The 23,546-nt window shown below is 44.7% G+C and carries 19 protein-coding genes; 10 read left to right on the forward strand and 9 right to left on the reverse strand.

What is annotated here, in order from left to right:
• Nucleotides 1-129: 129 nt before the first annotated feature.
• The 8 genes from ACKPCE_RS08185 to ACKPCE_RS08220 all read left to right on the forward strand — a co-directional run bounded on the left by ACKPCE_RS08185 (nt 130) and on the right by ACKPCE_RS08220 (nt 11,293).
• Entirely contained in the window at nt 130-1,614 is a 1,485-nt protein-coding gene (locus ACKPCE_RS08185) for an MFS transporter (protein ID WP_319504808.1), read from the forward strand.
• A gap of 18 nt (nt 1,615-1,632) precedes the next feature.
• A complete protein-coding gene (locus ACKPCE_RS08190) occupies nt 1,633-2,772 on the forward strand; it encodes an endo-1,4-beta-xylanase (protein ID WP_319504809.1) in 1,140 nt (379 codons plus the stop codon).
• A gap of 16 nt (nt 2,773-2,788) precedes the next feature.
• Entirely contained in the window at nt 2,789-5,332 is a 2,544-nt protein-coding gene (locus tag ACKPCE_RS08195; protein WP_319504810.1) for a glycosyl hydrolase 115 family protein, read from the forward strand.
• Nucleotides 5,333-5,449: 117 nt separating this feature from the next.
• Nucleotides 5,450-6,424: a glycoside hydrolase family 43 protein gene (locus ACKPCE_RS08200; protein ID WP_024997721.1), complete on the forward strand. Its 975-nt coding sequence runs from the start codon at nt 5,450-5,452 to the stop codon at nt 6,422-6,424.
• A 70-nt stretch (nt 6,425-6,494) separates the two neighbouring features.
• Entirely contained in the window at nt 6,495-7,478 is a 984-nt protein-coding gene (locus ACKPCE_RS08205; RefSeq protein ID WP_319504811.1) for a Gfo/Idh/MocA family protein, read from the forward strand.
• A gap of 33 nt (nt 7,479-7,511) precedes the next feature.
• Nucleotides 7,512-9,572, forward strand: a complete 2,061-nt coding sequence (locus ACKPCE_RS08210; RefSeq protein WP_319504812.1) for an alpha-glucuronidase family glycosyl hydrolase — start codon at nt 7,512-7,514, stop codon at nt 9,570-9,572.
• Between the two features lie 39 nt (nt 9,573-9,611).
• Nucleotides 9,612-10,784: a mannonate dehydratase gene (gene uxuA, locus ACKPCE_RS08215; RefSeq protein WP_319504813.1), complete on the forward strand. Its 1,173-nt coding sequence runs from the start codon at nt 9,612-9,614 to the stop codon at nt 10,782-10,784.
• Between the two features lie 140 nt (nt 10,785-10,924).
• A complete protein-coding gene (locus ACKPCE_RS08220) occupies nt 10,925-11,293 on the forward strand; it encodes a hypothetical protein (RefSeq protein ID WP_319504814.1) in 369 nt (122 codons plus the stop codon).
• A gap of 389 nt (nt 11,294-11,682) precedes the next feature.
• Here the strand turns inward: ACKPCE_RS08220 and ACKPCE_RS08225 are convergent, their stop codons facing one another.
• The 8 genes from ACKPCE_RS08225 to ACKPCE_RS08260 all read right to left on the reverse strand — a co-directional run bounded on the left by ACKPCE_RS08225 (nt 11,683) and on the right by ACKPCE_RS08260 (nt 20,034).
• Nucleotides 11,683-12,561: an IS3 family transposase gene (locus tag ACKPCE_RS08225; protein ID WP_319504129.1), complete on the reverse strand. Its 879-nt coding sequence runs from the start codon at nt 12,559-12,561 to the stop codon at nt 11,683-11,685.
• 32 nt (nt 12,562-12,593) lie between these two features.
• Entirely contained in the window at nt 12,594-12,959 is a 366-nt protein-coding gene (locus tag ACKPCE_RS08230; protein WP_319503938.1) for a transposase, read from the reverse strand.
• A 92-nt stretch (nt 12,960-13,051) separates the two neighbouring features.
• Nucleotides 13,052-14,152 carry an AMP-binding protein gene (locus ACKPCE_RS08235; protein WP_319504815.1) on the reverse strand — a complete coding sequence of 367 codons (1,101 nt, stop codon included), beginning with the start codon at nt 14,150-14,152 and terminating at the stop codon, nt 13,052-13,054.
• The gene (locus tag ACKPCE_RS08240; protein ID WP_319504816.1) at nt 14,149-15,177 is read right to left on the reverse strand and encodes an o-succinylbenzoate synthase; all 1,029 of its coding nucleotides are present in this window, start codon (nt 15,175-15,177) and stop codon (nt 14,149-14,151) included. Before ACKPCE_RS08240 ends, ACKPCE_RS08235 begins: the two co-directional genes overlap by 4 nt.
• Nucleotides 15,178-15,204: 27 nt before the next feature.
• Nucleotides 15,205-16,029: a 1,4-dihydroxy-2-naphthoyl-CoA synthase gene (menB, locus tag ACKPCE_RS08245; RefSeq protein ID WP_027318111.1), complete on the reverse strand. Its 825-nt coding sequence runs from the start codon at nt 16,027-16,029 to the stop codon at nt 15,205-15,207.
• A gap of 4 nt (nt 16,030-16,033) precedes the next feature.
• Complete coding sequence (menD, locus tag ACKPCE_RS08250) at nt 16,034-17,698, reverse strand: 2-succinyl-5-enolpyruvyl-6-hydroxy-3-cyclohexene-1-carboxylic-acid synthase (protein WP_319504817.1); 1,665 nt, start codon at nt 17,696-17,698, stop codon at nt 16,034-16,036.
• A gap of 12 nt (nt 17,699-17,710) precedes the next feature.
• Entirely contained in the window at nt 17,711-18,805 is a 1,095-nt protein-coding gene (locus tag ACKPCE_RS08255; RefSeq protein WP_319504818.1) for an isochorismate synthase, read from the reverse strand.
• Nucleotides 18,802-20,034, reverse strand: a complete 1,233-nt coding sequence (locus ACKPCE_RS08260) for a Cof-type HAD-IIB family hydrolase (protein WP_319504819.1) — start codon at nt 20,032-20,034, stop codon at nt 18,802-18,804. The genes ACKPCE_RS08255 and ACKPCE_RS08260 overlap by 4 nt, the downstream gene beginning before the upstream one ends.
• A gap of 114 nt (nt 20,035-20,148) precedes the next feature.
• Here ACKPCE_RS08260 and ACKPCE_RS08265 point away from each other — a divergent pair, with 114 nt between their 5' ends.
• Both ACKPCE_RS08265 and fsa read left to right on the forward strand, forming a co-directional pair.
• Nucleotides 20,149-21,603, forward strand: a complete 1,455-nt coding sequence (locus tag ACKPCE_RS08265) for an ATP-binding cassette domain-containing protein (protein WP_319504820.1) — start codon at nt 20,149-20,151, stop codon at nt 21,601-21,603.
• Nucleotides 21,604-21,698: 95 nt separating this feature from the next.
• Complete coding sequence (gene fsa, locus ACKPCE_RS08270) at nt 21,699-22,355, forward strand: fructose-6-phosphate aldolase (RefSeq protein ID WP_024997160.1); 657 nt, start codon at nt 21,699-21,701, stop codon at nt 22,353-22,355.
• An 85-nt stretch (nt 22,356-22,440) separates the two neighbouring features.
• On the opposite strand, the gene ACKPCE_RS08275 is transcribed toward fsa, so the two are convergent.
• Nucleotides 22,441-23,478: an endonuclease/exonuclease/phosphatase family protein gene (locus ACKPCE_RS08275; protein ID WP_319504821.1), complete on the reverse strand. Its 1,038-nt coding sequence runs from the start codon at nt 23,476-23,478 to the stop codon at nt 22,441-22,443.
• Between the last annotated feature and the right edge of the window lie 68 nt (nt 23,479-23,546).

Raw genomic sequence — 23,546 nt, forward strand, 5'->3', positions numbered from 1 at the left:
TGTTACAATAATGCTGTTTGCTGTTACACAGAGTAAATGACTTGATATGCTAATTCTCAATAGCTCAGTCTTATATAATTAAATTTGCATGTATATACAGACATAATTAATCATAAAAAATAAAATGCAATGAAAAGCTCCAATCAGAAAGTATCAATGGCCGAGAAAATTGGCTATAGTCTGGGTGATGGATCAGCGAACCTGGTCTTTCAAATGATGATGATGTTCCAATTATTTTTCTACACGGACGTCTTCGGTATTAAAGCAACAGCAGCAGGAATGATTTTGTTGGTAGCCCGCGTATTCGACGCCTTTGTCGATCCGGTGGTGGGTATCTTATCAGACCGAACCCAAACCCGCTGGGGAAAATACAGACCTTGGGTGTTGTGGACAGCTATTCCGTTTGCATTGTTTTTTATATTGGCTTTTTCTACACCCGACTTGACTGAAAGGGGCAAAATTATTTATGCCGGCGTTACCTATACTTTGCTGATGGCTATTTATTCATTCAACAATACTCCTTATGCTTCTTTGGGAGGTGTCATGACTAGTGACATTAAACAACGTACCAGCATATCTTCCATACGTTTTGTAACGGCAACCATTGCTACTTTCATTGTACAAGGGCTTACGTTGCCTCTGGTTGCTAAGTTCGGGCAAGGGGATGCACAAAAAGGATGGTTTGTTACGATTACATTGTTTGCCGCTGTGGCAGTTGTTTTACTTGTTATCACATTCTTCTCTGCCAAAGAGCGTATTCTTCCACCGGCCAACCAGAAAAACTCTATCAAGCAAGATTTTAAAGATATTGTTTCCAACCGTCCGTGGAAAGCCATGTTTGTGCTTACGCTATTCTTATTTACTACGTTGGCAATGTGGGGAAGCAGTATGTCTTACTACTTTAATTATTTTGTAGATAAGACTTCTTTATTTAATTTCTTGCAGCATTTTGGCTTGGTTACCGTTGATGGAAATACCTATGGCTTGTGGCATCAGTTCTTAGATGCGTTCGGACTCATTGCTCTTCCCGATCACAGCAATGTTTTTGCAGTAGGTTATAGCCTTTTTAATATGGTAGGTCAACTTCTAACTCTTCTCGGAGTGATTTTTCTTTCGGGCTATTTGTCGAACATATTTGGAAAGAGAAATGTGTTCATCATCTGTTTGGCACTAACGGCTGTATTCACCTCGTTGTTTTTCGTTGTAGATGCCAAAAGTGTAGGGCTTATTTTTGTGATTAATATGCTCAAAAGTATGGCTTATGCACCTACTATTCCTCTTTTATGGGCTATGATGGGCGATGTGGCCGATCACTCCGAATGGGTTAATCACCGGAGAGCAACCGGTTTTGTTTTTGCAGGTATTGTGTTCGCTTTGAAAGCCGGCTTAGGAATCGGAGGTGCCATTTGTGGAGCTATTGTTGATTCCTTTGGCTTTATTCCTAACGTGGTTCAAACAGAATCTGCTTTGTTCGGAATCCGTATCAGTTCAAGTATCATACCTGCGCTTACTTTCGTTGTGGGAGTTTTCGCGTTGCTCTTTTATCCCATATCCAAGCATTTTAATGAGAAGATTCAACAGGAGCTTGCAGTGCGAAGATCTAATAAAGTATAATCAACAACACCTTGTTTTATGAAAGTACAAAATTTAATTTTAATGGCGGGACTTGGCCTTGTTTGTTTGTCAGGTTGCAAAAGTACTAAGGGCAATCGTGAAGTAACGCTGAAGGATGTTTTTGCCAATAAATTTTTGATGGGAGTGGCTATTAATGACAATCAGGCGTCGGGAAGAGATAGTGCGGGTGCGCAACTCATCATCAAGCATTTTAATTCTGTGGCTCCAGAAAACTGTATGAAAAGTGAAGTGATACATCCTGAGGAGGGACGCTATGATTTTACTCAGTCCGACCGGTTTGTTGCTTTTGGAGAGAAATATAACATGGATATAATTGGGCATACATTAATATGGCATTCACAGCTGGCACCTTGGTTCTGTGTGGACGAAAATGGTAAGAATGTATCAAAGGAAGTGCTTATAGAACGTATGAAAGAGCATATCACTACCGTTGTGAGTCGCTATAAAGGTAAAATTAAAGGATGGGATGTGGTGAATGAGGCGTTTGAAGATGATGGCTCTTATCGCCAAACAAAGTTTTATGAAATATTGGGTGAAGACTATATACCTTTGGCCTTTCAGTTTGCGCATCAGGCCGACCCAGATGCTGAGTTATATTATAATGACTACTCCATGGCACACAAAGGTCGTAGAGACGCAGTGGCCAATATGGTTAAAAAACTACAAGCAAAAGGCATTCGGATTGACGCTGTAGGGATGCAGGGACATTTCACAATGGAATTTCCTAAGGTGGAGGATTTTGAAAAGAGCCTGCTAGCTTTTGCTGCGACTGGTGTAAAGGTGATGATTACCGAACTTGATCTGACCATTCTCCCTCCTCCTGCGCCCAATGTAGGTGCCGATGTTTCTGCTAATTTTGATTACCAGAAGGAAATGAATCCTTACCCCGACATGTTGCCCGATTCTGTTTCAAAGGCATGGAATGACCGAATGAGAGAGTTCTTTAAACTTTTCATCAAACACAGTGATAAGGTGACTCGTGTTACCGTCTGGGGAGCTACGGATGCCGACTCATGGAGAAATGACTGGCCGATGAAAGGTCGTACGGATTATCCTGTATTGTTTGATCGGAATTTCCAACTCAAACCAGTTGTGAATGAAATGATCAATGAAGCTAGTAATAACAAAAGTAAATAATAAAGGTTATATACGTATGAAGAAACTTTGTTCAACCTTTGCGCTTTTATTGTTTTGTTTAACCACGTATGCAGCAGATCAATTTGTGACTTTCAGGAAAGCCGATGGCGCTTTTCAGATAATCGGTAGCGGAAAAGTGGTAAATATCCTTCTAGATGAAAAGGATCAGAAAGGTATAGGAATAGCCGTTAATAATCTTATAGAAGACTTTAACCGTGTGTGCGGCATGAAGCCTCAGTTATTAAAAAATACTTCCTCGGAAAGCTGTATCATAGTAGGTAGCTTGGAGTCTACGTATATAAAGCAGCTTATCAAGGCTAAAAAACTCGATAAGAAGCAACTTGAGAATAAGAATGAGAAGTTTATCATCACTACAGTAGACAATCCACTTCAAGGGGTGGAGAAAGCTTTGGTAATAGCCGGTAGCGACCGCCGTGGTACTATATATGGTGTGTATGAACTGGCTGAACAAATGGGTGTGTCGCCCTGGTATTGGTGGATGGATGTACCTGTGGTGAAGCAAACGGAGGCTTATGTAATGCCGGGTGTCTATACCGATGGGGAACCGGCTGTAAAATATAGGGGGATCTTTTTGAATGATGAAGCTCCGTGTCTCACCGGATGGGTAAAGCAACATTATGGGACCGATTTTGGTGGCCATCGTTTTTATAGTGATGTATTTGAACTTATTCTCCGTCTGAAAGGTAACTTCTTATGGCCTGCCATGTGGAGCTGGGCATTCTATGGTGATGATCCTCTAAACAGCAAAACTGCCGACGAAATGGGAGTGGTAATCAGTACTTCTCATCATGAACCAATGGCACGCAATCATCAAGAATGGACTAGAAAGCGCAATGAGCATGGAGCGTGGAATTATGCAACCAACAAGAAGGTGCTGGATCAGTTCTTTCAGGAGGGGATAGAAAGAATGAAGCATACAGAAGATGTGGTTACTATCGGCATGCGTGGCGATGGTGATGCTGCCATGTCCGATGGTACTAACGTGAAGCTTCTTGAAACTGTTGTTGAAAATCAACGAAAGATTATTCAGAATGTAACGGGCAAGCCTGCTAAGGAAACTCCTCAAGTGTGGGCTCTTTATAAAGAGGTGCTCGATTATTACGATAAAGGTATGCGTGTGCCCGATGATGTTATTATGCTTCTGTGTGATGACAATTGGGGCAATGTGTGTCGTCTGCCAGCTGAAAAAGAACGTAACCGTTCCGGAGGATGGGGATTGTATTATCATGTGGACTATGTAGGTGCTCCGCGTAACACGAAATGGTTGAATGTTACTCCTATACAGGGGATGTGGGAACAGTTGCATCTGGCATACGAATATGGTGTCGAAAAACTGTGGGTTCTGAATGTGGGCGACCTTAAACCCATGGAATATCCTATCACTCTATTCCTTGATATGGCATGGAATCCGGATGCTTATACTGCGGAGAACTTTATGAAGCACCCTCGTAAGTTTTGTGCTCAGGCTTTCGGTGAAGAGCAGGCGGATGAAGCAGCCAGGATCCTTAATCTGTATAGTAAGTATAACGGTAGAGTTACTCCGGAAATGCTGGATGCTAAGACTTACAATCTGGAAACCGGCGAATGGAAGCAGGTGGCCGATGATTATGCGCGCCTGGAGGCTGAGGCCTTGCGCCAGTACATGTCTTTGACTCCCGAGTATAGAGATGCTTACAAACAGTTGTTGCTTTTCCCGGTTCAGGCTATGTCTAACCTTTATGAAATGTATTATGCACAGGCTATGAATCATAAGCTTTATGCAGAAAATAATCCGATGGTTAACCATTGGGCCAACCAAGTTGAGAAGTGTTTTGCACGCGACAAGGCTCTGAGTTATGATTACAATAATGTGATGGCCGATGGAAAGTGGAAGAATATGATGATACAAAAGCATATCGGATATACAATATGGAATGATAATTTCCCTGCCGACAAGCTACCTGAGGTATTCCGCATTGCTGAACCTGAAAAAGCTGTGGGTGGCTATGTCTTTACCGGTAAAGATGGATATGTAGCAATGGAAGCTGAACATTTCTTTGAGAATAAAGCTCCGCAAGGTACTGAATGGAAGATAATACCTGATATGGGGCGCTTCTTAAGCGCTGTAACTCTGATGCCTTATACATCGCCTGTGAACGGTGCTTCGCTTTCGTATAAGATGACTCTGCCGCAAGAGGCCAGGGGCATGAAGACGGTTAAGGTAATCGTGGTCGTTAAGTCTACGCTCGCTTTTCAGGATGTGAAAGGGCACAAGTATACTGTAGGCTTCAGGGGCGGTAATGAGGAGACTGTTAACTTCAATCATAACCTGAATGAATTGCCCGAGAATGTGTATAGTGTGTTCTATCCTACGGTAGCTCGCCGGGTGATAGAGAAAGAAGTTACGTTAGAACTTCCTGTTTCTGAGGATGGCACTTACATTCTTGATTTTAAACCGTTGAACCCGGCTGTGGTGCTAGAGAAAATTGTGATTGATTGTGGCGGATACAAAAAATCATATTTGTACATGAACGAATCTAGCTGCGAAAGAAGACAGTAGGATAAAGTTGCAGCTTTGTCTTCATTCAAATAGCAGAGCATTTGATATAATACAGAGAAATTAATATGAAGTATAAATCGTCCAACGTTGTTTGGATTTTAAATGAAAGGTATCATTATGGAAAATAAAGCAAAATATTTAGTTCCGGGAGATTATATGGCCGATCCGGCTGTGCATGTGTTTAATGGTAAACTATACATTTATCCGTCGCATGACCGGGAGAGTGGCATACCCGAGAATGATAACGGTGATCATTTCGATATGAAAGATTACCATGTCTTTTCGATGGAAACGATAGATGGTCCGGTTACTGACCACGGAGTGGTACTTGATGTGAAAGATATTCCTTGGGCAGGACGCCAGCTGTGGGACTGTGATTGTACTTGTAAAGACGGAAAATATTATATGTATTTCCCGTTAAAGGATCAAACGGATATTTTTAGAATAGGAGTAGCCGTGGCCGATAAACCCGAAGGTCCTTTTATTGCTCAGCCCGATCCGATGAAGGGAAGCTACAGTATCGATCCCGCCATACTCGATGACGGTGATGGTAATTACTACATGTATTTCGGTGGTTTATGGGGCGGCCAGCTGCAACGTTATAAGAATAACAAGGCGTTGGAGTGTGCTGAATTCCCTGCTGATAACGAACCTGCCATCCCTTCCAGAATTGCCAAACTAGCCGATAACATGCTTGAATTTGCAGAAGAGCCTCGTCCTGTTGTTATACTTGATGAGAATGGCAAACCTCTTACGGCAGGTGATAATAATCGTCGCTTCTTTGAGGCATCGTGGGTACATAAATATAATGGTAAATACTATTTCTCATATTCTACCGGTGACACTCATCAGCTTTGCTATGCAATAGGTGATAATCCGTACGGGCCATTTACATATCAGGGTGTTATACTTACTCCGGTGGTAGGATGGACTACGCATCATGCTATTTGTGAATTCCAAGGAAAATGGTATTTGTTCCATCATGACAGTGTGCCCTCTGGCGGACGTACTTGGCTTCGCAGCTTGAAGGTTTGCGAACTTGAATACAATGCCGATGGCTCTATCAAGACAATTGAAGGGGGAGGGAAGTAATTTCCCCAACTCTTTTGTTCCTGAAATAAGGTTTAGTGAGAATGTGTTTGAATGCATGAAAGGATAATATATGTTTGAAACGGTTAGAATAGGAATTATTGGAACCGGTTGGATTGCCGAAAAAATGGCGATTACCCTCCAAGGAATGGGCGATGATGTGATTGCTTATGGAGTTGCTTCACGAGATGCTGAGAGGGCCAAGGCTTTTGCTCAGAAATGGGGAATTGCGAACTCTTTTTCTTCTTACGAGGCGATGCTACAAGACGAACATATTGATTTGGTTTACATTGCTACTCCTCATTCTCATCATTACGGGCACGCTAAAATGTGTTTGTTGAAGGGAAAAGCTGTCTTATGCGAAAAAGCCTTCACTGCAAATGCTGCTCAGGCAGAAGAATTGCTAAATTTGGCTCGTGAAAGAAATGTTTTCATTACCGAAGCCATTTGGACTCGTTACATGCCTCTGTCGCGCACCATTAATGAATTTGTGTCAAACGGTGTTATTGGGGAACCGACTATGTTGACTGCCAATTTAGGGTATCCCATCGGTTATAAAGAGCGTATGTTGCAGCCTGCTCTGGCTGGCGGAGCATTGCTTGATTTAGGCGTTTATACGCTGAATTTTGCATCCATGGTCTTTGGCACGGAGATTGAAAAGGTTGTTTCTACTTGTGTAAAGACTGATACGGGAGTTGACTCTCAGAATGCCATAACTCTTATCTTTAAAGATCATAAAATGGCGGTGTTGCATAGTTCTATGGAGTGTATGAGCGACAGGCAGGGCATTATTTCGGGAACCAAAGGACATCTTATTATTGAAAACATAAATAATCCCCAACGGGTTACCGTAGTGTCGCGTGATTATGAAATGTTAGCTCATTATAATTGTCCGCCACAAATTACGGGATACGAGTACCAGGTGTATGCTTGTATAGAGGCTTTACGAGAAGGTTGGATTGAGTCTCCTTATATGCCTCACGCTGAAACATTGCGTATCATGAAGCTGATGGATCAATTAAGAAAAGAGTGGGGAGTGATTTATCCGTTTGAATGATAAAATAGTTTGTTATACCAAATACATGTTAGGATGATTAGATTTTTCTGTTTACTGATATTTTGTTGTTTAGCATCGGGTTCGTATGCTAGTGAAGCAGATAGTTTATGGCTTCGGATGCCTGCACCGAAAACAGCCGCTGAAGTGATAACTCGTAAAATGACACCAACCATTCAAGTGGCTGTTGCTGAGTTGAAACACGGATGGCGTGGCGTGCCGGTGGTGCTCAAGGTCGACAAAAGTAAAGTTGAACGTGAACTGGGTAGCGATGGCTATTGGATTCGGACAGCTACAGATGGTAAGAGTATCACAATCAGTTCAATAGGTGATGCCGGTCTTTTGTATGGAGCCTTTCAACTGTTGCGCATGCAGCAGACGGGGGCATCGATGAACCGGCTCGACATCAAAGAATCTCCATCTTATAAAATACGTATACTGAATCATTGGGACAATTTGGACCGCACGATTGAACGGGGTTACGCAGGGCGCTCGTTGTGGAATTGGGACGAACTGCCGGCAACTCTCTCTCCTCGTTATGAAGCATACGCCCGTGCCAATGCTTCGATCGGAGTCAACGGTACGGTACTGAATAATGTGAATGCAAGTCCGGAAGTGCTCTCTGCTGCATACTTACAGAAAGTGCAGGCTTTGGCCAACGTGTTCCGTCCCTACGCACTCAAAGTATACTTGTCTATTAACTTCTCATCGCCTGCCGAGCTGGGCGGACTGTCTACTTCGGATCCTCTGGATAAGAATGTTCGCAAATGGTGGATTGATAAAGTCAACGAGATTTATAAACTGATTCCCGACTTTGGAGGGTTTCTAGTGAAAGCTAACTCCGAAGGGTTGCCCGGTCCGCAGGACTTTGGGCGTACGCATGCCGATGGAGCCAATATGCTTGCCGAGGCTTTGAAACCGCATAAGGGTATTGTTATGTGGAGGGCTTTTGTGTATAATCCCGGAGATCAGGATCGTGCCAAGCAGGCATATCAGGAGTTTATGCCACTCGACGGGCAATTTCATGATAACGTGATTGTTCAGGTGAAAAACGGACCGATTGATTTTCAGCCGCGCGAACCGTTTAGTCCGCTGTTCGGCGCCATGAAAAAGACACCGGTTATGCCCGAGTTTCAGATTACCCAAGAATATCTGGGCTTCTCTAATCATCTGGCTTATTTGGCCTCCATGTGGAAGGAATGTCTGGAAAGTGATACGTATCAAAAAGGTAAAGGCTCTACTGTGGCGCGCGTTACCGATGGGTCTGTTTACCCTCATGCGCTGACTGCTATGGCAGGAGTGGCTAATATCGGCGACGAGGATAATTGGTGCGGACACACGTTTGCCCAATCTAACTGGTATGCATTTGGCCGTTTGGCATGGAATCATGAATTGTCTTCGGAACAAATTGCAGACGAATGGCTGAAGCAGACTTTCCCGGATGCTGCAAGCTCTGCTTCTTTTTTGTCGGCTACCGAAAAAATGATGATGGAATCTCGTGAGGCTGCCGTGAATTATATGATGCCACTGGGCTTGCATCATATATTTGCTTTCGGACATCATTACGGACCCGAACCTTGGTGCGAAGTGCCGGGAGCGCGTGCCGACTGGTTGCCGGGCTATTATCATAAGGCTGATAAGGTTGGAGTCGGTTTCGATCGCAGTAAGACGGGTAGCAATGCGGTGGCACAGTATCAATCTCCATTGTGTGATTTGTATGATGATGTGCAAACGTGTCCCGAGAACTTGATTCTGTGGTTCCATCATGTGCCGTGGAGTTTTAAAATGAAGAACGGGCGTACGCTTTGGGAGGAACTCTGTTATACTTATGATAAAGGATTACAGCAGACTCGTTCATTCCAAAAAACATGGGATGCTTTTGAAGGCTTGGTTGACAGCAACCGTTTCAAAGAGGTGCAACGCCGATTGAAGATTCAAACGCGTGATGCCATGTGGTGGAAAGACGGCTGCTTACTTTATTTTCAGCAATATAGCCAAATGCCTATACCGTATGAACTGGAAAGACCCGTGCATGATTTGGATAGTCTGAAAAGATTTAAGCTCCATATTTCCAACCACGAGAATGCTCCCCGATAAATAATTCGTAACTTTGCTTCATAAAAAGAAATCAGTATCATGCAGAAAACATGGAGATGGTTTGGGAAGGGTGATAAGATTACACTTCCCATGCTTAAACAGATAGGAGTGGAGGGCATTGTTACAGCCCTTCATCATATTCCCAATGGCGAAGTGTGGAGCTTCGAAGCCATCACGGAAATGAAACAGTATATTGAATCATTCGGCCTGAAGTGGTCGGTCGTTGAAAGTCTGCCCGTTTCCGAATCGATCAAATACGGAGGTGCTCAGCGCGACGAACTGATTGAAAATTATAAAATTAGTCTGGCCAACTTAGGCCGTGCAGGCATTACCACCGTTTGCTATAACTTTATGCCGGTGATCGACTGGATTCGCACGGATCTGGCTCACCCTTGGGCCGATGGTACCTCGTCGCTTTATTTTGATAAGATCCGTTTTGCTTACTTTGACTGTAAGATACTGAACAGAGAACATGCCGAGTCTGATTATACTGCCGATGAATTGCGTCAGGTTGACGAACTTGATCGGACCATAACGCAGGCAGAAAAGGATGAACTGGTTGATACGATTATCGTGAAGACACAAGGATTTGTTAACGGTAATATAAAAGAAGGCGATCAAAATCCGGTTGCCATTTTTAAACGCCTGCTTCAGTTGTATAACGGTATCGACCGGGACGGATTGCGTGAGAACTTGCGCTATTTCCTTGCTGCCATTATGCCGGTGTGCGAAGAGTGGGGCATCAACATGTGCATTCACCCCGATGATCCTCCTTATCAGGTATTGGGATTGCCTCGCATTGTAACCAGTGCGGAAGATATCGATTGGTTCTTGCAGGCTGTAGATAATCCGCACAATGGACTTACCTTTTGCGCCGGTTCACTGAGTGCCGGACTTCATAATGACGTGCCTCAACTAGCCCGTCGCTTTGCCTCGCGTACTCATTTTGTGCATCTGCGTAGCACAAACGCTACGCCCGATGGAAACTTCATCGAAGCTTCTCATCTGGAGGGTCGCGGACACCTGGTTGATCTGGTTCGCATTTTTGAGAAAGAGCGTGCCGACTTGCCTATGCGAGTGGATCACGGTCGATTGATGCTCGACGATGCCGATAAAGGTTACAATCCCGGATATTCTTTTCACGGACGGATGCTTGCCTTGGCACAGGTGGAAGGCATGATGGCTGTAGTCAGAGACGAAATCAAAGATTAAGAATAAAAAAAGGATAGAATCGTTTGCATTTTATCCTTTTTTTATGGATTTTTGCAAAAGCTATAGCTAAGACTTAACAATTATCAACGATAACAGAAGCCCTGGTAAACTAGCACTTACTAATTTTAATACATACTAATATGAAAAAGATTCTTTTATTTGTTTTGCCGGCCATGTTGCTGTCGTCTTGTTGTACTCTTTTTACTCCATCTAAACAAGCCATAACCTTCAATGGCGAAAATGGCATCAAGATTTATGATGATGGGGTGAAGATTGCCGAGATTAAGGACAACAACTCTACATCAGTATTTATCAAAAAAGAACTTTCCAGCAAGTACTTGATTGCTAAGAAAGAAGGTTACCGTCCCACACCTTTGAAGTTAGATGCGAAATTTAATTCGGTTGCAGTGATAAATATCTTGTTCTGGCCGGGTTTTGTGGTTGATGCCGCAACCGGACAAATGTGCAAGTGGGACACTACTAATATCGATATTGAGATGGAGAAATAAGCTGGTTAGCTTTTCTTTATTTCCTCGTGGCAAAATCTTATATACACCCGGGTGTACACAGGCTGTACATCCGGGTGTACAAGTATCATACATGGGGGTGTACAAGGTCTGTACACCCGGGTGTATACGATATTTGTTCACCAGCTGTAATAACCTAATATAGGTTGACTAAACGTCTCTTATCCCTATCTGAAGTTGACAGGTTATAATTTAAATCTCTAACTCAGGTTGACTAGCTTCTTTCTAGTCCCTAACTTGGATTGACAGCTCTCTTCTAGGCTTAAAATATTTAAACGTGAGGAGCTGTTTGCATCCATCCGGGTTTGTTTCATTCAAGTGCTAAACAGAACCCGGTTCACTCTTTTGAAAGCAAAGATAGTTTTTTCTTCTTATTGCGGGCAAGGATCTCTGTATTTATCCTTATAACTTCTCCACCGCTTCTTGATGAGCCCCGTCTTACCATAAGCTTGTTCAGGAGTCAGCATATCCAAACTTCTATGAGGTCGTTTAGTATTGTAGAATGTGACAGCTTCCTGTACCGCTTGCCTGACTTGCTCTATCGTTTGAAAGGAATATTGATTAAGGAATTCCTTTTTGAGAATGCCATTTACCCTTTCTGCTATGGCATTCTCTTTAGGATCTCCATTCTGGGTCATACTAATCCTTATTCCTTTTTGCCTCAATTCATTTATATACCCAAAGCTTGCGTACTGCACCCCTCGATCTGAGTGATGAATCAATGAATCTCCCTGTTGTATACTTCTGTTTTTATAAGATTGCTTAAGAGCCTCTATGGTGTGAATAGCAGCCAGCGTAGGGCCTACGTAAGCACCTACAATCTCATGGTCGTAGGCATCTGTTATAAGGGAGAGAAAACAAAATTCATCTTCCCGTAAACGAATATAGGTTATGTCGCTCACCCAGACTTGATTGGACCTGTTGATAGTCAGATCCTTGATTAGGTTAGGGTAAGTCGGTAAACCGTGAGTCGAATCGGTGGTACGGCAACTTCTCTTGGGCGCTTTGAGCATCAGGTTGTGTTGCTTGAGTACTTTCAAAAAAGCATCACGGCCGATGCTGTAATCTTTACCGAAGTATTGGTTGTACATCACCCAGAGTTTCTCACCACCTATGGCAGCGGATTTTCCGCGAATATCTTGAGCGAACTCAATAATGAAACGGCAGAGGGCAAGAGATTTGATGTTATCATCTACGTGTTGGTAATAAGCTTGCTTAGAAGCACCAAACAGTCCGCAAAGAGCTCCCACATGATAAGAGGGATTCTTTGCGTGAAGCTGTTTTACCGTTTGGTGCCAGCTTTTTTTCGAATAGGAAGCTGAAACTTTTCTTCGGCTACATTAATCATTTCATCTAAGAAATCAGCACGCATCTTTTCACGCTTCAAGCACAATTCTTTTTCTTGAAGAAGACGACGCAAGGCTAAGATTTCTTCGTTCTCACTCTGAGGTTTCTTTGGCATGGGCGTATCATGTAGTTCATTATCCGGAGCAAAGATACGAATCCAACTCCGTAATGTACTTGTACTGGGAATGGAATATTTATTACACAAAGAACGTTTGCTATGTGTACCCTGAAGAAACTCTGCAACTACCGACATTTTAAATGCGGTATCAAAAACACGACGACTCTTAGATATATCACTCATCTTTTAAGGAATTTCAGAGTCAACTTTTTCTAGGGTAAGACAAGCAATAAAATTGTTGTAAACGTGCCGATTAAAATCCTTTGTGTAGCCGATCAATGCTGTTCCATCAATCTTTGAGCAAGCTCTTTGCAGCCCGCCCGGTCTATCTTCCCGCTACCGGTCTGCGGTATGCTATGCGTTATTAAAATGTATTTGGGCGAATGATACTTCGGCAAGAATTCATCCATCTGTGTTCGGAGCGTATCTGTGTTTATGTTCTCAGCATGTTTGAGAAGTAGCACAACAGCTTCACCGAGTTGACTGTGGGGTACCGAGGTGATGGCAAAGTCTGTCCCGATGAGCGGGCGCAGTTGCTCCTCCACCCATTCGGTTTGCACCTTAATTCCTCCCGTATTGATTATATTGTCTTTCCTTCCCAGAATCGTGAAACTTCCGTCGTCGAAAATACGGGCTACATCATTGGTCACAAGCTGTTCTGCGCATACAGAAGGTGCATCAATAACCAAAGTTCCTTGGTCGGATAAGGACAACTTCACCTGTTCAAACGGTTGGTAATGCGATGAGGCATTGGGACCGTTGAGGCGCCGCAGGGCAATGTGCGATAGGGTTTCGGTCATGCCGTACGTTGAATAAACCGCCCCCGGTAATGTTTTTATTTCTTCTTCCAGAGTAGAGTTAATGGCTCCGCCCCCGATGATAAGTTGTTCGATGCGGCACAAAGCTTGTCGCTCGGCCGGGTTTTGAAGTGAGTTGTATACTTGCAGCGGTATCATGGCAGCAAAACGCAAAGGGGAGTGAAGATGTGCCAACGGGTGCCCGGAAGGTTCTCTGACCAGCAGATTCATACCCGCCACCAGTGCCCGCACTACCATCATTTTGCCGGCAATGTATTGCAGAGGCATGCATAGCAAAGCGGTGTCTCCTTTCCTTAATTGCAAATAATCGCAAGTCAACTGCGCGCTCTTTATCATCTGCTCTTTCAATACAGTGATTGGTTTGGGCGTTCCTGTTGAGCCCGATGTGTGCACAACCAGGGTAGGTGAGGGCGAATACCAGTCGTCCAGAAAAGCATAGAGATCTCTGAGGATGACAGGCGGCTCGTCCGTAACGGATTGGTTCAGTTCTTTGATTTCCTGGGCATTGTACGTAATGCCGTTCAGTGTAATGGACTGTGTTCTTTCTTCTGTAATCATGGCTTTTCAGCGCAAAACCACAAGCAATCTTTTCGGATTTCAAGTGGCAGGTCAATGTTATCGGTAAATAGTTGCCCGGTACCCAAGCCCTGAGGCAACGCATTGTGTAGCGTGGCGCACCATTGAGCAATGGCGTTGAGCCCGATGTTCGATTCAAGTGCCGAGGTTACCCACCAGCCAATGTTTTGCTTTTCGGCTTCTGCAATCCACTCATTGCTGCCGCAGATGCCTCCGTGCAGAGAAGGTTTCAAGATGATGTATTGCGGACGAATGGCTGAGAGAAGTTCTTGCTTAATTTCAGGTATGTTGTGCCCTATCAGTTCTTCATCGAGTGCGATGGGCAGGGGCGTGCGGGCTGTTAACCGGGCCATTTCCTCCCATTGTCCCGCCCGTATGGGTTGCTCAATGGAATGCAAATCTAACTTAGACAATGCGTCGAGCTTATGCATGGCTTCTGCGGGTGAGAAAGCTCCGTTGGCATCAATGCGCAACTCGATATCCTTTACACTGAAGCGAGAGCGTATGTGTTTCAGCAGTGTTAGCTCCGCATCGAAGTCAATGGCACCAATCTTTAACTTGATGCAGCGGTAACCGGCCTCCATTTTAGCTTCGATTTGCCGGTACATTTCCTCGAAGTTTCCCATCCATATCAGTCCGTTGATGGGAATACCCGCTTCGCCTCGTGAAAAAGGAGTGTCCCATAAAGCCAGACTTCCTGTTTCATAATGACGCAGAGCGGTTTCTAATCCGAACAAGATGGATGGATAATTGCGCAACGATTCGGTTGGGATGTTTCCTTCCCGAGCTACTCTGCTGCATGCCTGTTGTAGTACCTCTTCGTACTGGGGAACATCGTCACAACTTAAGTTGGGCAGGGGTGCACATTCGCCTATGCCTTTTATGGAAGGGTTTTCCATAGAAGAAATTTCTATGTACCACACTTTGCGGGTGTTGTAAACGCCTCTTGAAGTCCCCGCCGGCTGTTTGAAGTGCAGCAGGCGGGGAGTTATTTGAATGTTATACATCACGAAACAGTTAGATTCGGGAATTGATTAAGGTAATTTGGGGAACTTCTTGAAGTCGGGTTTCCGTTTCTCGAGGAAAGCGTTTTTCCCTTCTTGCGCTTCGTCCGTCAAATAATAAAGCATGGTGGCATCGCCTGCCAATTCCTGAATACCGGCCTGACCATCCAGCTCGGCGTTCAAACCGGCTTTAATCATGCGCAGGGCCAGCGGACTTAGCAACATCATTTCTTCTGCCCACTGTACGTATTCATCTTCGAGTTGTTCCAGCGGAACCACTTTGTTGACCAAGCCCATGTTCAACGCATCTTGCGCATTGTATTGGCGACAGAGGAACCAAATTTCACGGGCTTTCTTTTGTCCCACGACGCGTGCCAGGTAAGAAGAACCGAATCCGGCATCAAAGCTCCCCACGCGAGGTCCTGTTTGTCCGAAGATGGCATTCTCCGATGCGATGGAAAGGTCACAAACCACGTGCAATACATGTCCGCCACCAATAGCATATCCGTTGACAGCGGCAATGACCGGCTTGGGGATGGAGCGAATTTGCTTTTGCACATCGAGCACGCTGAGGCGGGGAACCCCGTCCTTACCGATGTATCCGCCTCTTCCTTTCACATTTTGATCGCCACCCGAGCAGAACGCTTTGTCGCCTGCACCGGTAATGACAACCACCCAAATGTCGGCTTCTTCACGGCAGATGCGCAAAGCATCACTCATTTCACCGGTTGTTGTGGGTGTAAAGGCATTGCGGTAGCGCTCGCGGTTGATGGTGATGCGGGCAATTCCGTTATAATAGTCAAACAGAATCTCTTCGTATTCTTTGATGGTAGTCCATTCTCTAGATGTACTCATATATTTATTTTTTTAGTTGGTGATAATAGTCTTTTAGTATGCGGGAGTCTTTATTCTTATTGGTAAAAACTTCCATTAAGAGAGGTTGCGCAAGCATCTCAGGCTGAGTGAAGGTTTTCATGGCTTCCTCCAGCTGAGTTTCATCTTCCGCCCGAAGGTAAAGAAAACCTCTTTCCTCTGCCCATCCTTTGGCGGATGTGGTGTGCACGGCAGTAATGAACTGATGCGAGCGCCCCGACATTTCCAGTCCGGGCAGTGTGTTGAAAATTTCGCCTCCACCATTATTGAGCAGCATGATGCGGATGTTGTTCCCAATGTTCCGGTTCCAGATGGCATTCATGTCGTAAAAGAAACTAAGGTCTCCGATAACGATAAAGTTTAGCTTCTCCGAGGCCACCGCATAGCCGATGGCGGTAGACAATGATCCTTCTATTCCGTTTGTTCCGCGGTTACAACACACTTCAATGCTGTTTGATACCGGGAATAGCTGGGCATAACGAATGACCGAACTGTTGGCCAAATGCAGCGCACATTGCAGAGGTAAGGAACCGATGAGGCTCCCAATGGCCGACATTTCCGAGTAGGGGAACTGGGGCAGTGGTATGTCTTTGCAATAGTTTTCCCATAGCCGCGGATAATCGGGTGTGTTGTTTTCGAGCAGAAAAGCAATCTTCTCCAGAAACTCAAACGGGTCCATTTCGATGATGGTAGTGAGCGAACCATATAAATCGGTTACCGAACCGTCTGCCGATACGTGCCAATGCTCCACAGGTGGATGTTCCCGAAGGTATTTCTTCAGACGTTTGGAAACAATATGTCCGCCGTAGGTAATCACCAGTTCGGGCACCATTTTTTCTTGTGTCTCTTCATCCATGGCATACAGTGCGGCATCAAAGTTCTTGATGGGAATGCCCGGTACGGTTTGGTTGCCTATGTGCTCGGTGAGCCATGTAAACTGTTTATAAAGAGGCTTGGAATATTTCTTTTCAAACAGATAAATCAGGCTCATTTGTCCCACAATAACCATTCGTTTCTTGTATTTGTTCAGCCGCTCAATGAGGTCGTTGTAGTCGCGGTCGTACACGTTTAACCCTTGGTAGCGGGTCATTACGCGTACTTCGGGCAATGTTTCGGTGGTAAATTGAAACAGAGGTTCCGCCAGAGGCACGTTGATGTGTACCGGTCCTTTACCGTGATGGTTTACTTCCAGAAGCGCCTCGTTGATCAGTCGGTTGCAATACCATTCGTCTTCCTCCGTATGTATCTCCGGTAAGTTAACCGATTTCTTCACGAGCGATTGGAACACACCCGGTTGAGGCAACGTTTGCCCGTCCATTTGTCCGATCCATGCCGCGGGGCGGTCGGCCGATATAACAACCAGCGGTACCTGCTGATAAAAAGCTTCGGCCACAGCCGGATGCAGGTTTAGCAACGCCGTACCCGAAGTACAGCATACCGCTGCCGGCTGACCGCCATGCAGCGCCAGTCCGATAGCGAAAAAGCCTGCACTTCGCTCATCGGTCATTGAATAACAGGTGAAATCCGGATGCGTAACCAACGTGTGAATGATGGGTGCGTTACGGCTGCCGGGGCACAATACTATTTTCGTTACGCCGTGCGCTTTCAGAAGCGCTACCAGTTGAAGGATGTTCTTTTTATCGGAGTACATAGGTTGTTATTTTCAGTTGTTAGTAATGGCCAGCATGGTTTGCAGCTTCTTTTCCGTTTCGTTCCATTCGTCGGCTAACTTCGAAGTGGGTAGCAGTCCGCCGCCGGCATACAGCGTTAGCCGTTCCTTACCGATGTGCATGCATCGTAAGTTTACGTATAAATCAGTTCTGCCCGAAGGATTCAGGTTCCCAATGAAGCCCGAATAATAACTACGGTCGTACCCTTCCTGGCTTAAGATAAACCGATATGCCTTCTCTTTGGGCAAGCCGCATACTGCCGGAGTGGGATGCAATAACTTTAACATATCGCCCAGTGAATTTGTTTCTCGAAGAGCGAAGTGGAAATCGGTTTTCAGGTGAGCAAGCTCTCCGGCACGAACGGCATAAGGACCTTTCTCCGTGGGCTGAATGTGTAACGTTTGAAGTTGTCTTCGTATGTAAGAAGCGACCAATTGCTGTTCCTTTTTGTTTTTGCTGTCCCAGTTAATGGGCAATTCTCCTTGTTGTAAGGATTGCGTTCCGGCCAGAGCGGTGGTGCTCCACGAACCTTGCTCGCCCGACAGAATGATTTCGGGAGTACTGCCCAGCCACATGCCTGTTTGCGGTGTGTAACAAAGATACACATAAGAATGTGTGTATCGTTTGCTTGCCCGGAAGAAGGCAGCAGCCGGAGAAAAAGTAGCTTCTCTCCTCAAGGTTGTTGAACGAGATAGCACCAGCTTGTCGAACTCCTTCTCCTGCAGTGGTTGCACAAAAGCGTGAAATTTCCGGGTGTATTCTTCTTTTAAAGCGTCTCGGTTGCTTTCTTCGAAAGCATCATCGAGTTCGTTTAATGGCTCACAAGGAGTGGCTGCTAGTTTCTCAAGCTCCAAACAATCCGGTTGAATGAGAACAATGGGCTTATTGCTACCCGAATGAAAGGGAGCTATGACAAAACCTTGCTCTCCGTTCAGTTCCTTCAGGTCGTAAAACGTCCGGATGTGGCCGTTGGTTTGTGCCAAGAAGTGAATATTCTTATCTTCGGGCGCCCGATACAGGGCAAAGCTTATGTTCCGGTTGGCCAAGCTATCTATAATATCACCGTATAATTTTTCTTTTGGGCTCATCTTTTTTTAAGTATGCTGTTAACTACACGTACGGACGATACCAGCTTGTCGGTCGACGTAAATACATCTACATTCCAAATATGCGAGGAACGTCCTTTATGAATGATGGTACCTACAGCCCTCACCGTATCGCCTTCGTGAGCAGATGATATGTGGTTTCCGCTGACTTGCATTCCCACAACAAACTCGTCGGGGTTGCAGAGAATCATGGAACCCAATCCGGCTACGGTTTCAGCTAAAGCGAGCGTTGCTCCGCCGTGCAAAATGCCAAAAGGCTGGCGCGTTCGCTCGTCAACCGGCATGGTAGCCTCAATTCGTTTGTCGGATGCATAGGTGTATTGAATCCCCAAATTGCCCATCAGAGCGTGGCGTGCCCGGGCGTTTAGTTCATCTAGAGGAATTTCCGACGGATGAATTTCGGCCAGAATGTTATTCTCAACAGCTAGTGCCACGCCGTCTTCGTCGTTGGAGGTGGTTACAATATCCGCGCAGGCCTTCACCGAATCTTGAGCATTTCCCATTGCTATGCCTAATCCGGCCAGCTGAATCATGGAGAAGTCACACACGCCGTCGCCTATCGCCATTACTTCTTCGGGCTTAACGGACAGTTTCTCTAACAGCACCCCCAAGGTGTTGGCTTTATCAATGAAATTAGGAACTACTTCCAGGAAATAAGGCTCGGAACGAAAGACATCCAAAACCCCGTTCAAACGCTTTCTCCAATGCTCTTCCAGTTTGATGAGGTGATCTTCCCTCTTACCCGCAATCATGAACTTACAGGGTGCGAAGTCAATGTGCGGTGCCAGATGCTCGAAACTCAAAACGCCCATCCGGTTGATATGGGCTTCGCGGGTAATGTATTCGTTGAACGGATTATTGGTGTAAATCTTATCTTGATGATACGTAAAGACATCGAATCCGCTTTCTGTAGCTTTCTTCTCCAGGTACGCAAGCATTTCGGGATTGATGCGTTTTTCAAACAACAACTCTTCCTTTTGCATACTGATAATTTGTCCGCCGTTATAAGAAAGTATGAAGCCATCGTTTTTATCGAGCTCCAACTTTAAGGCAATTGGCCTGATTCCGAATGTAGGTCGGCCCGATGCCAATACGATTCGAACTCCCATTTGCTGTATTTTAAGCAATGTGGAGAGAGTACGGGGGCTAATCTCCTTCTCTTTGTTGAGAAGAGTCCCGTCAACATCAAGAACTAATAGTTTGTACTTCATCGTCTCAGGTGTTACTTATTACGCAAAGGTATGAATTTTGGCACGATGTTTCTTTGAATATGACTCCTCATTTATCTATTTTTGCAAATATTTATCCGATAGACATCAAAAATCATGAAACACGATATCATATCCATGCATCAGGGCGTTGCCCGTAATCCGCTTGTACGATTGGCCAAACCGATTGAATTTTCTTTGTTGCAAGGCGAGCATCTTGCCGTTGTAGGCCCCAATGGTGCCGGTAAAAGCTTGCTCATTGACACCCTTTTGGGGAAATATCCGTTGAAGGAAGGTTCTGTTTCGTATGATTTTTCACCGTCGGATACGCAGACGGTTTACGACAATGTGAAGTACATCACTTTTCGTGATTCCTATGGTGCCGCCGATGCCAATTACTATTATCAGCAAAGATGGAATGCACATGATCAGGAAGATGCGCCAACAGTGGGCGACTTGCTGGGTGAGACGGACAATGTGGCGTTAAAAGAAGAGCTTTTTGCTTTATTCAATATGGAATCGTTGCTCGATAAGAAAATTATTTTGCTGTCGAGCGGTGAGTTGCGTAAGTTCCAGCTAACTAAAACCTTGCTTACTTCACCGCGGGTCTTACTAATGGATAATCCTTTTATCGGTTTGGATGCATCGGCACGCGAGCTGCTTCATGATTTGCTGAAACGTGTCACCCGCCTGTCTGATTTACAAATTGTTCTGGTGCTTTCCATGCTCGATGATGTGCCCGATTTTATTACTCATGTGCTCCCCGTCTTTCATGGAAATGTGGGGGAAAAGCAAACGCGCACGGACTACCTCAATGGACTGAGTCTGCATCTTTCGGAAGATGATTGCAGTGAAGTGCAACAAGCTATTCTTGATTTGCCTTACCAACGCACGGATTACGAATCGGCCGAAGTGGTGAAACTCAATGGAGTGAGCATTCGTTATGGAGACCGTACCATTTTGAAGGAGCTCGACTGGGTGGTCAACTTGGGTCAGAAATGGGCTTTAAGTGGTGAAAACGGTTCCGGAAAATCAACACTTTTAAGTCTGGTTTGTGCCGATAACCCACAGTCGTACGCTTGTGATATCAGTCTTTTTGGTCGGAAAAGAGGAACGGGAGAGAGCATTTGGGAAATCAAGAAACACATTGGTTATGTGTCACCCGAAATGCATCGGGCTTATTTGAAGAACTTGCCGGTCATTGAAATCGTTGCGTCGGGGTTGCATGATTCCATCGGATTGTATAAACGTCCCCTGCCCGAGCAAATGGCTATTTGCGAATGGTGGATGCAGGTATTTGGAATCTCTTCGTTAAAAGACAAGATGTTTCTGCAAATATCTTCCGGCGAACAGCGGTTGGCCTTGCTGGCAAGAGCTTTCGTGAAAGACCCCGAACTGTTGATTCTGGATGAACCTCTTCATGGGTTAGATACCTTTAATCGTAAAAGGGTGAAAAAGATTATTGAAGCCTTTTGCCGGCGCCAGAATAAAACCTTGATTATGGTTACTCACTATGAAAATGAACTGCCTGCAAACATTACAAACAGGTTGGTATTGGAGAAGTCTCGTTAAAAGCTTGACGCTCAATAAGGCCTTTTTTGGTGAACAAGTTCTTCTCAAGACTGTTACATGATATAATTAGTGTTTAATTTTTAAATCAATATATCATGAAGTTTTTTATTGATACGGCTAATCTGAGTCAGATACAAGAAGCCCACGATATGGGAGTTCTTGACGGAGTAACAACGAATCCTTCTTTAATGGCTAAAGAGGGTATTAAAGGGGTTGAAAATCAACGTGCACATTATGTCGAAATATGCAACATAGTACAAGGTGATGTGAGTGCTGAGGTAATTGCTACTGATTACGAAGGCATGATTAAAGAAGGACTTGAACTGGCTGCTCTTAATCCTCATATCGTAGTAAAGGTTCCCTGCATTGCGGAGGGCATTAAGGCTATTAAGTATTTTACCGAGCACGGCATCCGAACGAATTGTACTTTGGTCTTTTCCGTTGGACAGGCTTTATTGGCTGCTAAGGCAGGGGCTGCTTACGTTTCACCGTTTGTAGGCAGACTCGATGATATCAGTGAAGATGGAATTGCGCTTGTTGCTCAGATTGTTGAAATGTACCGGTATTATGGATATACCACTCAGGTGCTGGCAGCTTCTATTCGCAACACCAAACATATTATTGAGTGCGTGCAAGCAGGTGCCGACGTTGCAACTTGTCCGCTGAGTGCCATTAAAGGTTTGCTCAATCATCCGCTAACGGATGCCGGTTTGGCTAAGTTTCTGGAAGATTATAAAAAGGTAAACGGATAATTTTGAATTATTATTGTATAACTTAAAACGGGGTGGTCTAAGAATTAGATTGCCCCGTTTTTTAATGACAATCTTCGCTTCTGTTCTAGAATTGAGTTTTGACCTTCAGGTCCAAGTATACTGGCAGATGATCACTGAATCCGCCTTGATAACGCATCCCGTTGTAAGTCCGAAACGGTTGCACACCACCGTATTTGGCATCTTCTGTTAGTAAAAAGGTGAGTCCGGCTATGTGCGCCATCTCTTCAGAAGTATGCGTGTTACCATTTGAGTCGAGGAGTGCTCCCGATACGATTAATTGATCCAGTAAGCCCCATTCTCCTTTATATTTATAGGACCCCACCTCTTTTTGCTTACTCTGAGAGGCCAGTAAGTTATATAGTTTATTGGTCTTCAGGGGTGGGATGGGAGCTGTTGCACCAAGTACCATGGCTATTGATTTGTTATGCGGATAATCATTGAAATCGCCCATGATAATAATTTTCGAATCCGGAGATGTTTGAAACAAACTATCAGTTGCAGCTTTGATAATTTGAGCTACTTGTAGTCGCCTTGGTTCTGAAGCCTTTTGTCCGCCCGACCTTGAAGGGGTGTGTACAACGAATACATGTAATGTGTCGAGGCTCAAGGTTACTCCTGTCACATGAAGGATGTCTCTTGTTGGTCGTTCCTTGGCATGGAGACATGGAATGCGTATGCTTCTGTGATTGATTAATTTGAAATGCCCCCGCTGATATAACAAGGCAACGTCAATCCCCCGATTGTCGGGAGAGTTGGTCATTACGTATCGGTAACCATATTTTTTTAATGGAGAGTAGCGTGTCAGATCCCTTAATACACTGTCGTTTTCGACTTCACACAACCCAACTAATATGGGTGGTTTCCATTCTCCAACGGCAGCAATGGTGCGTGCAACATCTGCTAACTTCTTTTTATATCGTCCATAGTGCCAATGCCGTAAGGCTTCGGGCAAGAACTCTTGGTCTTGTTTGAGAGAATCGTGTTTGCAATCAAATAGGTTCTCTACATTCCAGAACATAATACGTAAGGAATCAATATGCTGCGCTTGAGTCGGAACAGATAGAAAACAAATAAAACAACATACTACTATTCGTGTTTTCATAGACTTTAAAGGTCATTGTTAGGGTAACAAAAAAGGTTATTTGATAAGATCAATTTGTATCTTTATCA

This window comes from Bacteroides graminisolvens (assembly GCF_963666085.1).
GTDB classification, from domain to species: domain Bacteria; phylum Bacteroidota; class Bacteroidia; order Bacteroidales; family Bacteroidaceae; genus Bacteroides; species Bacteroides graminisolvens.

What these genes read in the sequence shown, in the direction of transcription:
- ACKPCE_RS08220 (WP_319504814.1), top strand. Translation starts at nt 10,925, where the DNA reads ATGAAAAAGATTCTTTTATTTGTTTTGCCGGCCATGTTGCTGTCGTCT.
- ACKPCE_RS08205 (WP_319504811.1), top strand. Translation starts at nt 6,495, where the DNA reads ATGTTTGAAACGGTTAGAATAGGAATTATTGGAACCGGTTGGATTGCC.
- ACKPCE_RS08265 (WP_319504820.1), top strand. Translation starts at nt 20,149, where the DNA reads ATGAAACACGATATCATATCCATGCATCAGGGCGTTGCCCGTAATCCG.
- menB (WP_027318111.1), bottom strand. Translation starts at nt 16,029, where the DNA reads ATGAGTACATCTAGAGAATGGACTACCATCAAAGAATACGAAGAGATT.
- ACKPCE_RS08255 (WP_319504818.1), bottom strand. Translation starts at nt 18,805, where the DNA reads ATGAGCCCAAAAGAAAAATTATACGGTGATATTATAGATAGCTTGGCC.
- ACKPCE_RS08190 (WP_319504809.1), top strand. Translation starts at nt 1,633, where the DNA reads ATGAAAGTACAAAATTTAATTTTAATGGCGGGACTTGGCCTTGTTTGT.
- ACKPCE_RS08240 (WP_319504816.1), bottom strand. Translation starts at nt 15,177, where the DNA reads ATGTATAACATTCAAATAACTCCCCGCCTGCTGCACTTCAAACAGCCG.
- uxuA (WP_319504813.1), top strand. Translation starts at nt 9,612, where the DNA reads ATGCAGAAAACATGGAGATGGTTTGGGAAGGGTGATAAGATTACACTT.
- ACKPCE_RS08195 (WP_319504810.1), top strand. Translation starts at nt 2,789, where the DNA reads ATGAAGAAACTTTGTTCAACCTTTGCGCTTTTATTGTTTTGTTTAACC.
- menD (WP_319504817.1), bottom strand. Translation starts at nt 17,698, where the DNA reads ATGTACTCCGATAAAAAGAACATCCTTCAACTGGTAGCGCTTCTGAAA.
- ACKPCE_RS08275 (WP_319504821.1), bottom strand. Translation starts at nt 23,478, where the DNA reads ATGAAAACACGAATAGTAGTATGTTGTTTTATTTGTTTTCTATCTGTT.
- ACKPCE_RS08210 (WP_319504812.1), top strand. Translation starts at nt 7,512, where the DNA reads ATGATTAGATTTTTCTGTTTACTGATATTTTGTTGTTTAGCATCGGGT.
- ACKPCE_RS08200 (WP_024997721.1), top strand. Translation starts at nt 5,450, where the DNA reads ATGGAAAATAAAGCAAAATATTTAGTTCCGGGAGATTATATGGCCGAT.
- ACKPCE_RS08185 (WP_319504808.1), top strand. Translation starts at nt 130, where the DNA reads ATGAAAAGCTCCAATCAGAAAGTATCAATGGCCGAGAAAATTGGCTAT.
- ACKPCE_RS08230 (WP_319503938.1), bottom strand. Translation starts at nt 12,959, where the DNA reads ATGAGTGATATATCTAAGAGTCGTCGTGTTTTTGATACCGCATTTAAA.
- ACKPCE_RS08235 (WP_319504815.1), bottom strand. Translation starts at nt 14,152, where the DNA reads ATGATTACAGAAGAAAGAACACAGTCCATTACACTGAACGGCATTACG.
- ACKPCE_RS08260 (WP_319504819.1), bottom strand. Translation starts at nt 20,034, where the DNA reads ATGAAGTACAAACTATTAGTTCTTGATGTTGACGGGACTCTTCTCAAC.
- fsa (WP_024997160.1), top strand. Translation starts at nt 21,699, where the DNA reads ATGAAGTTTTTTATTGATACGGCTAATCTGAGTCAGATACAAGAAGCC.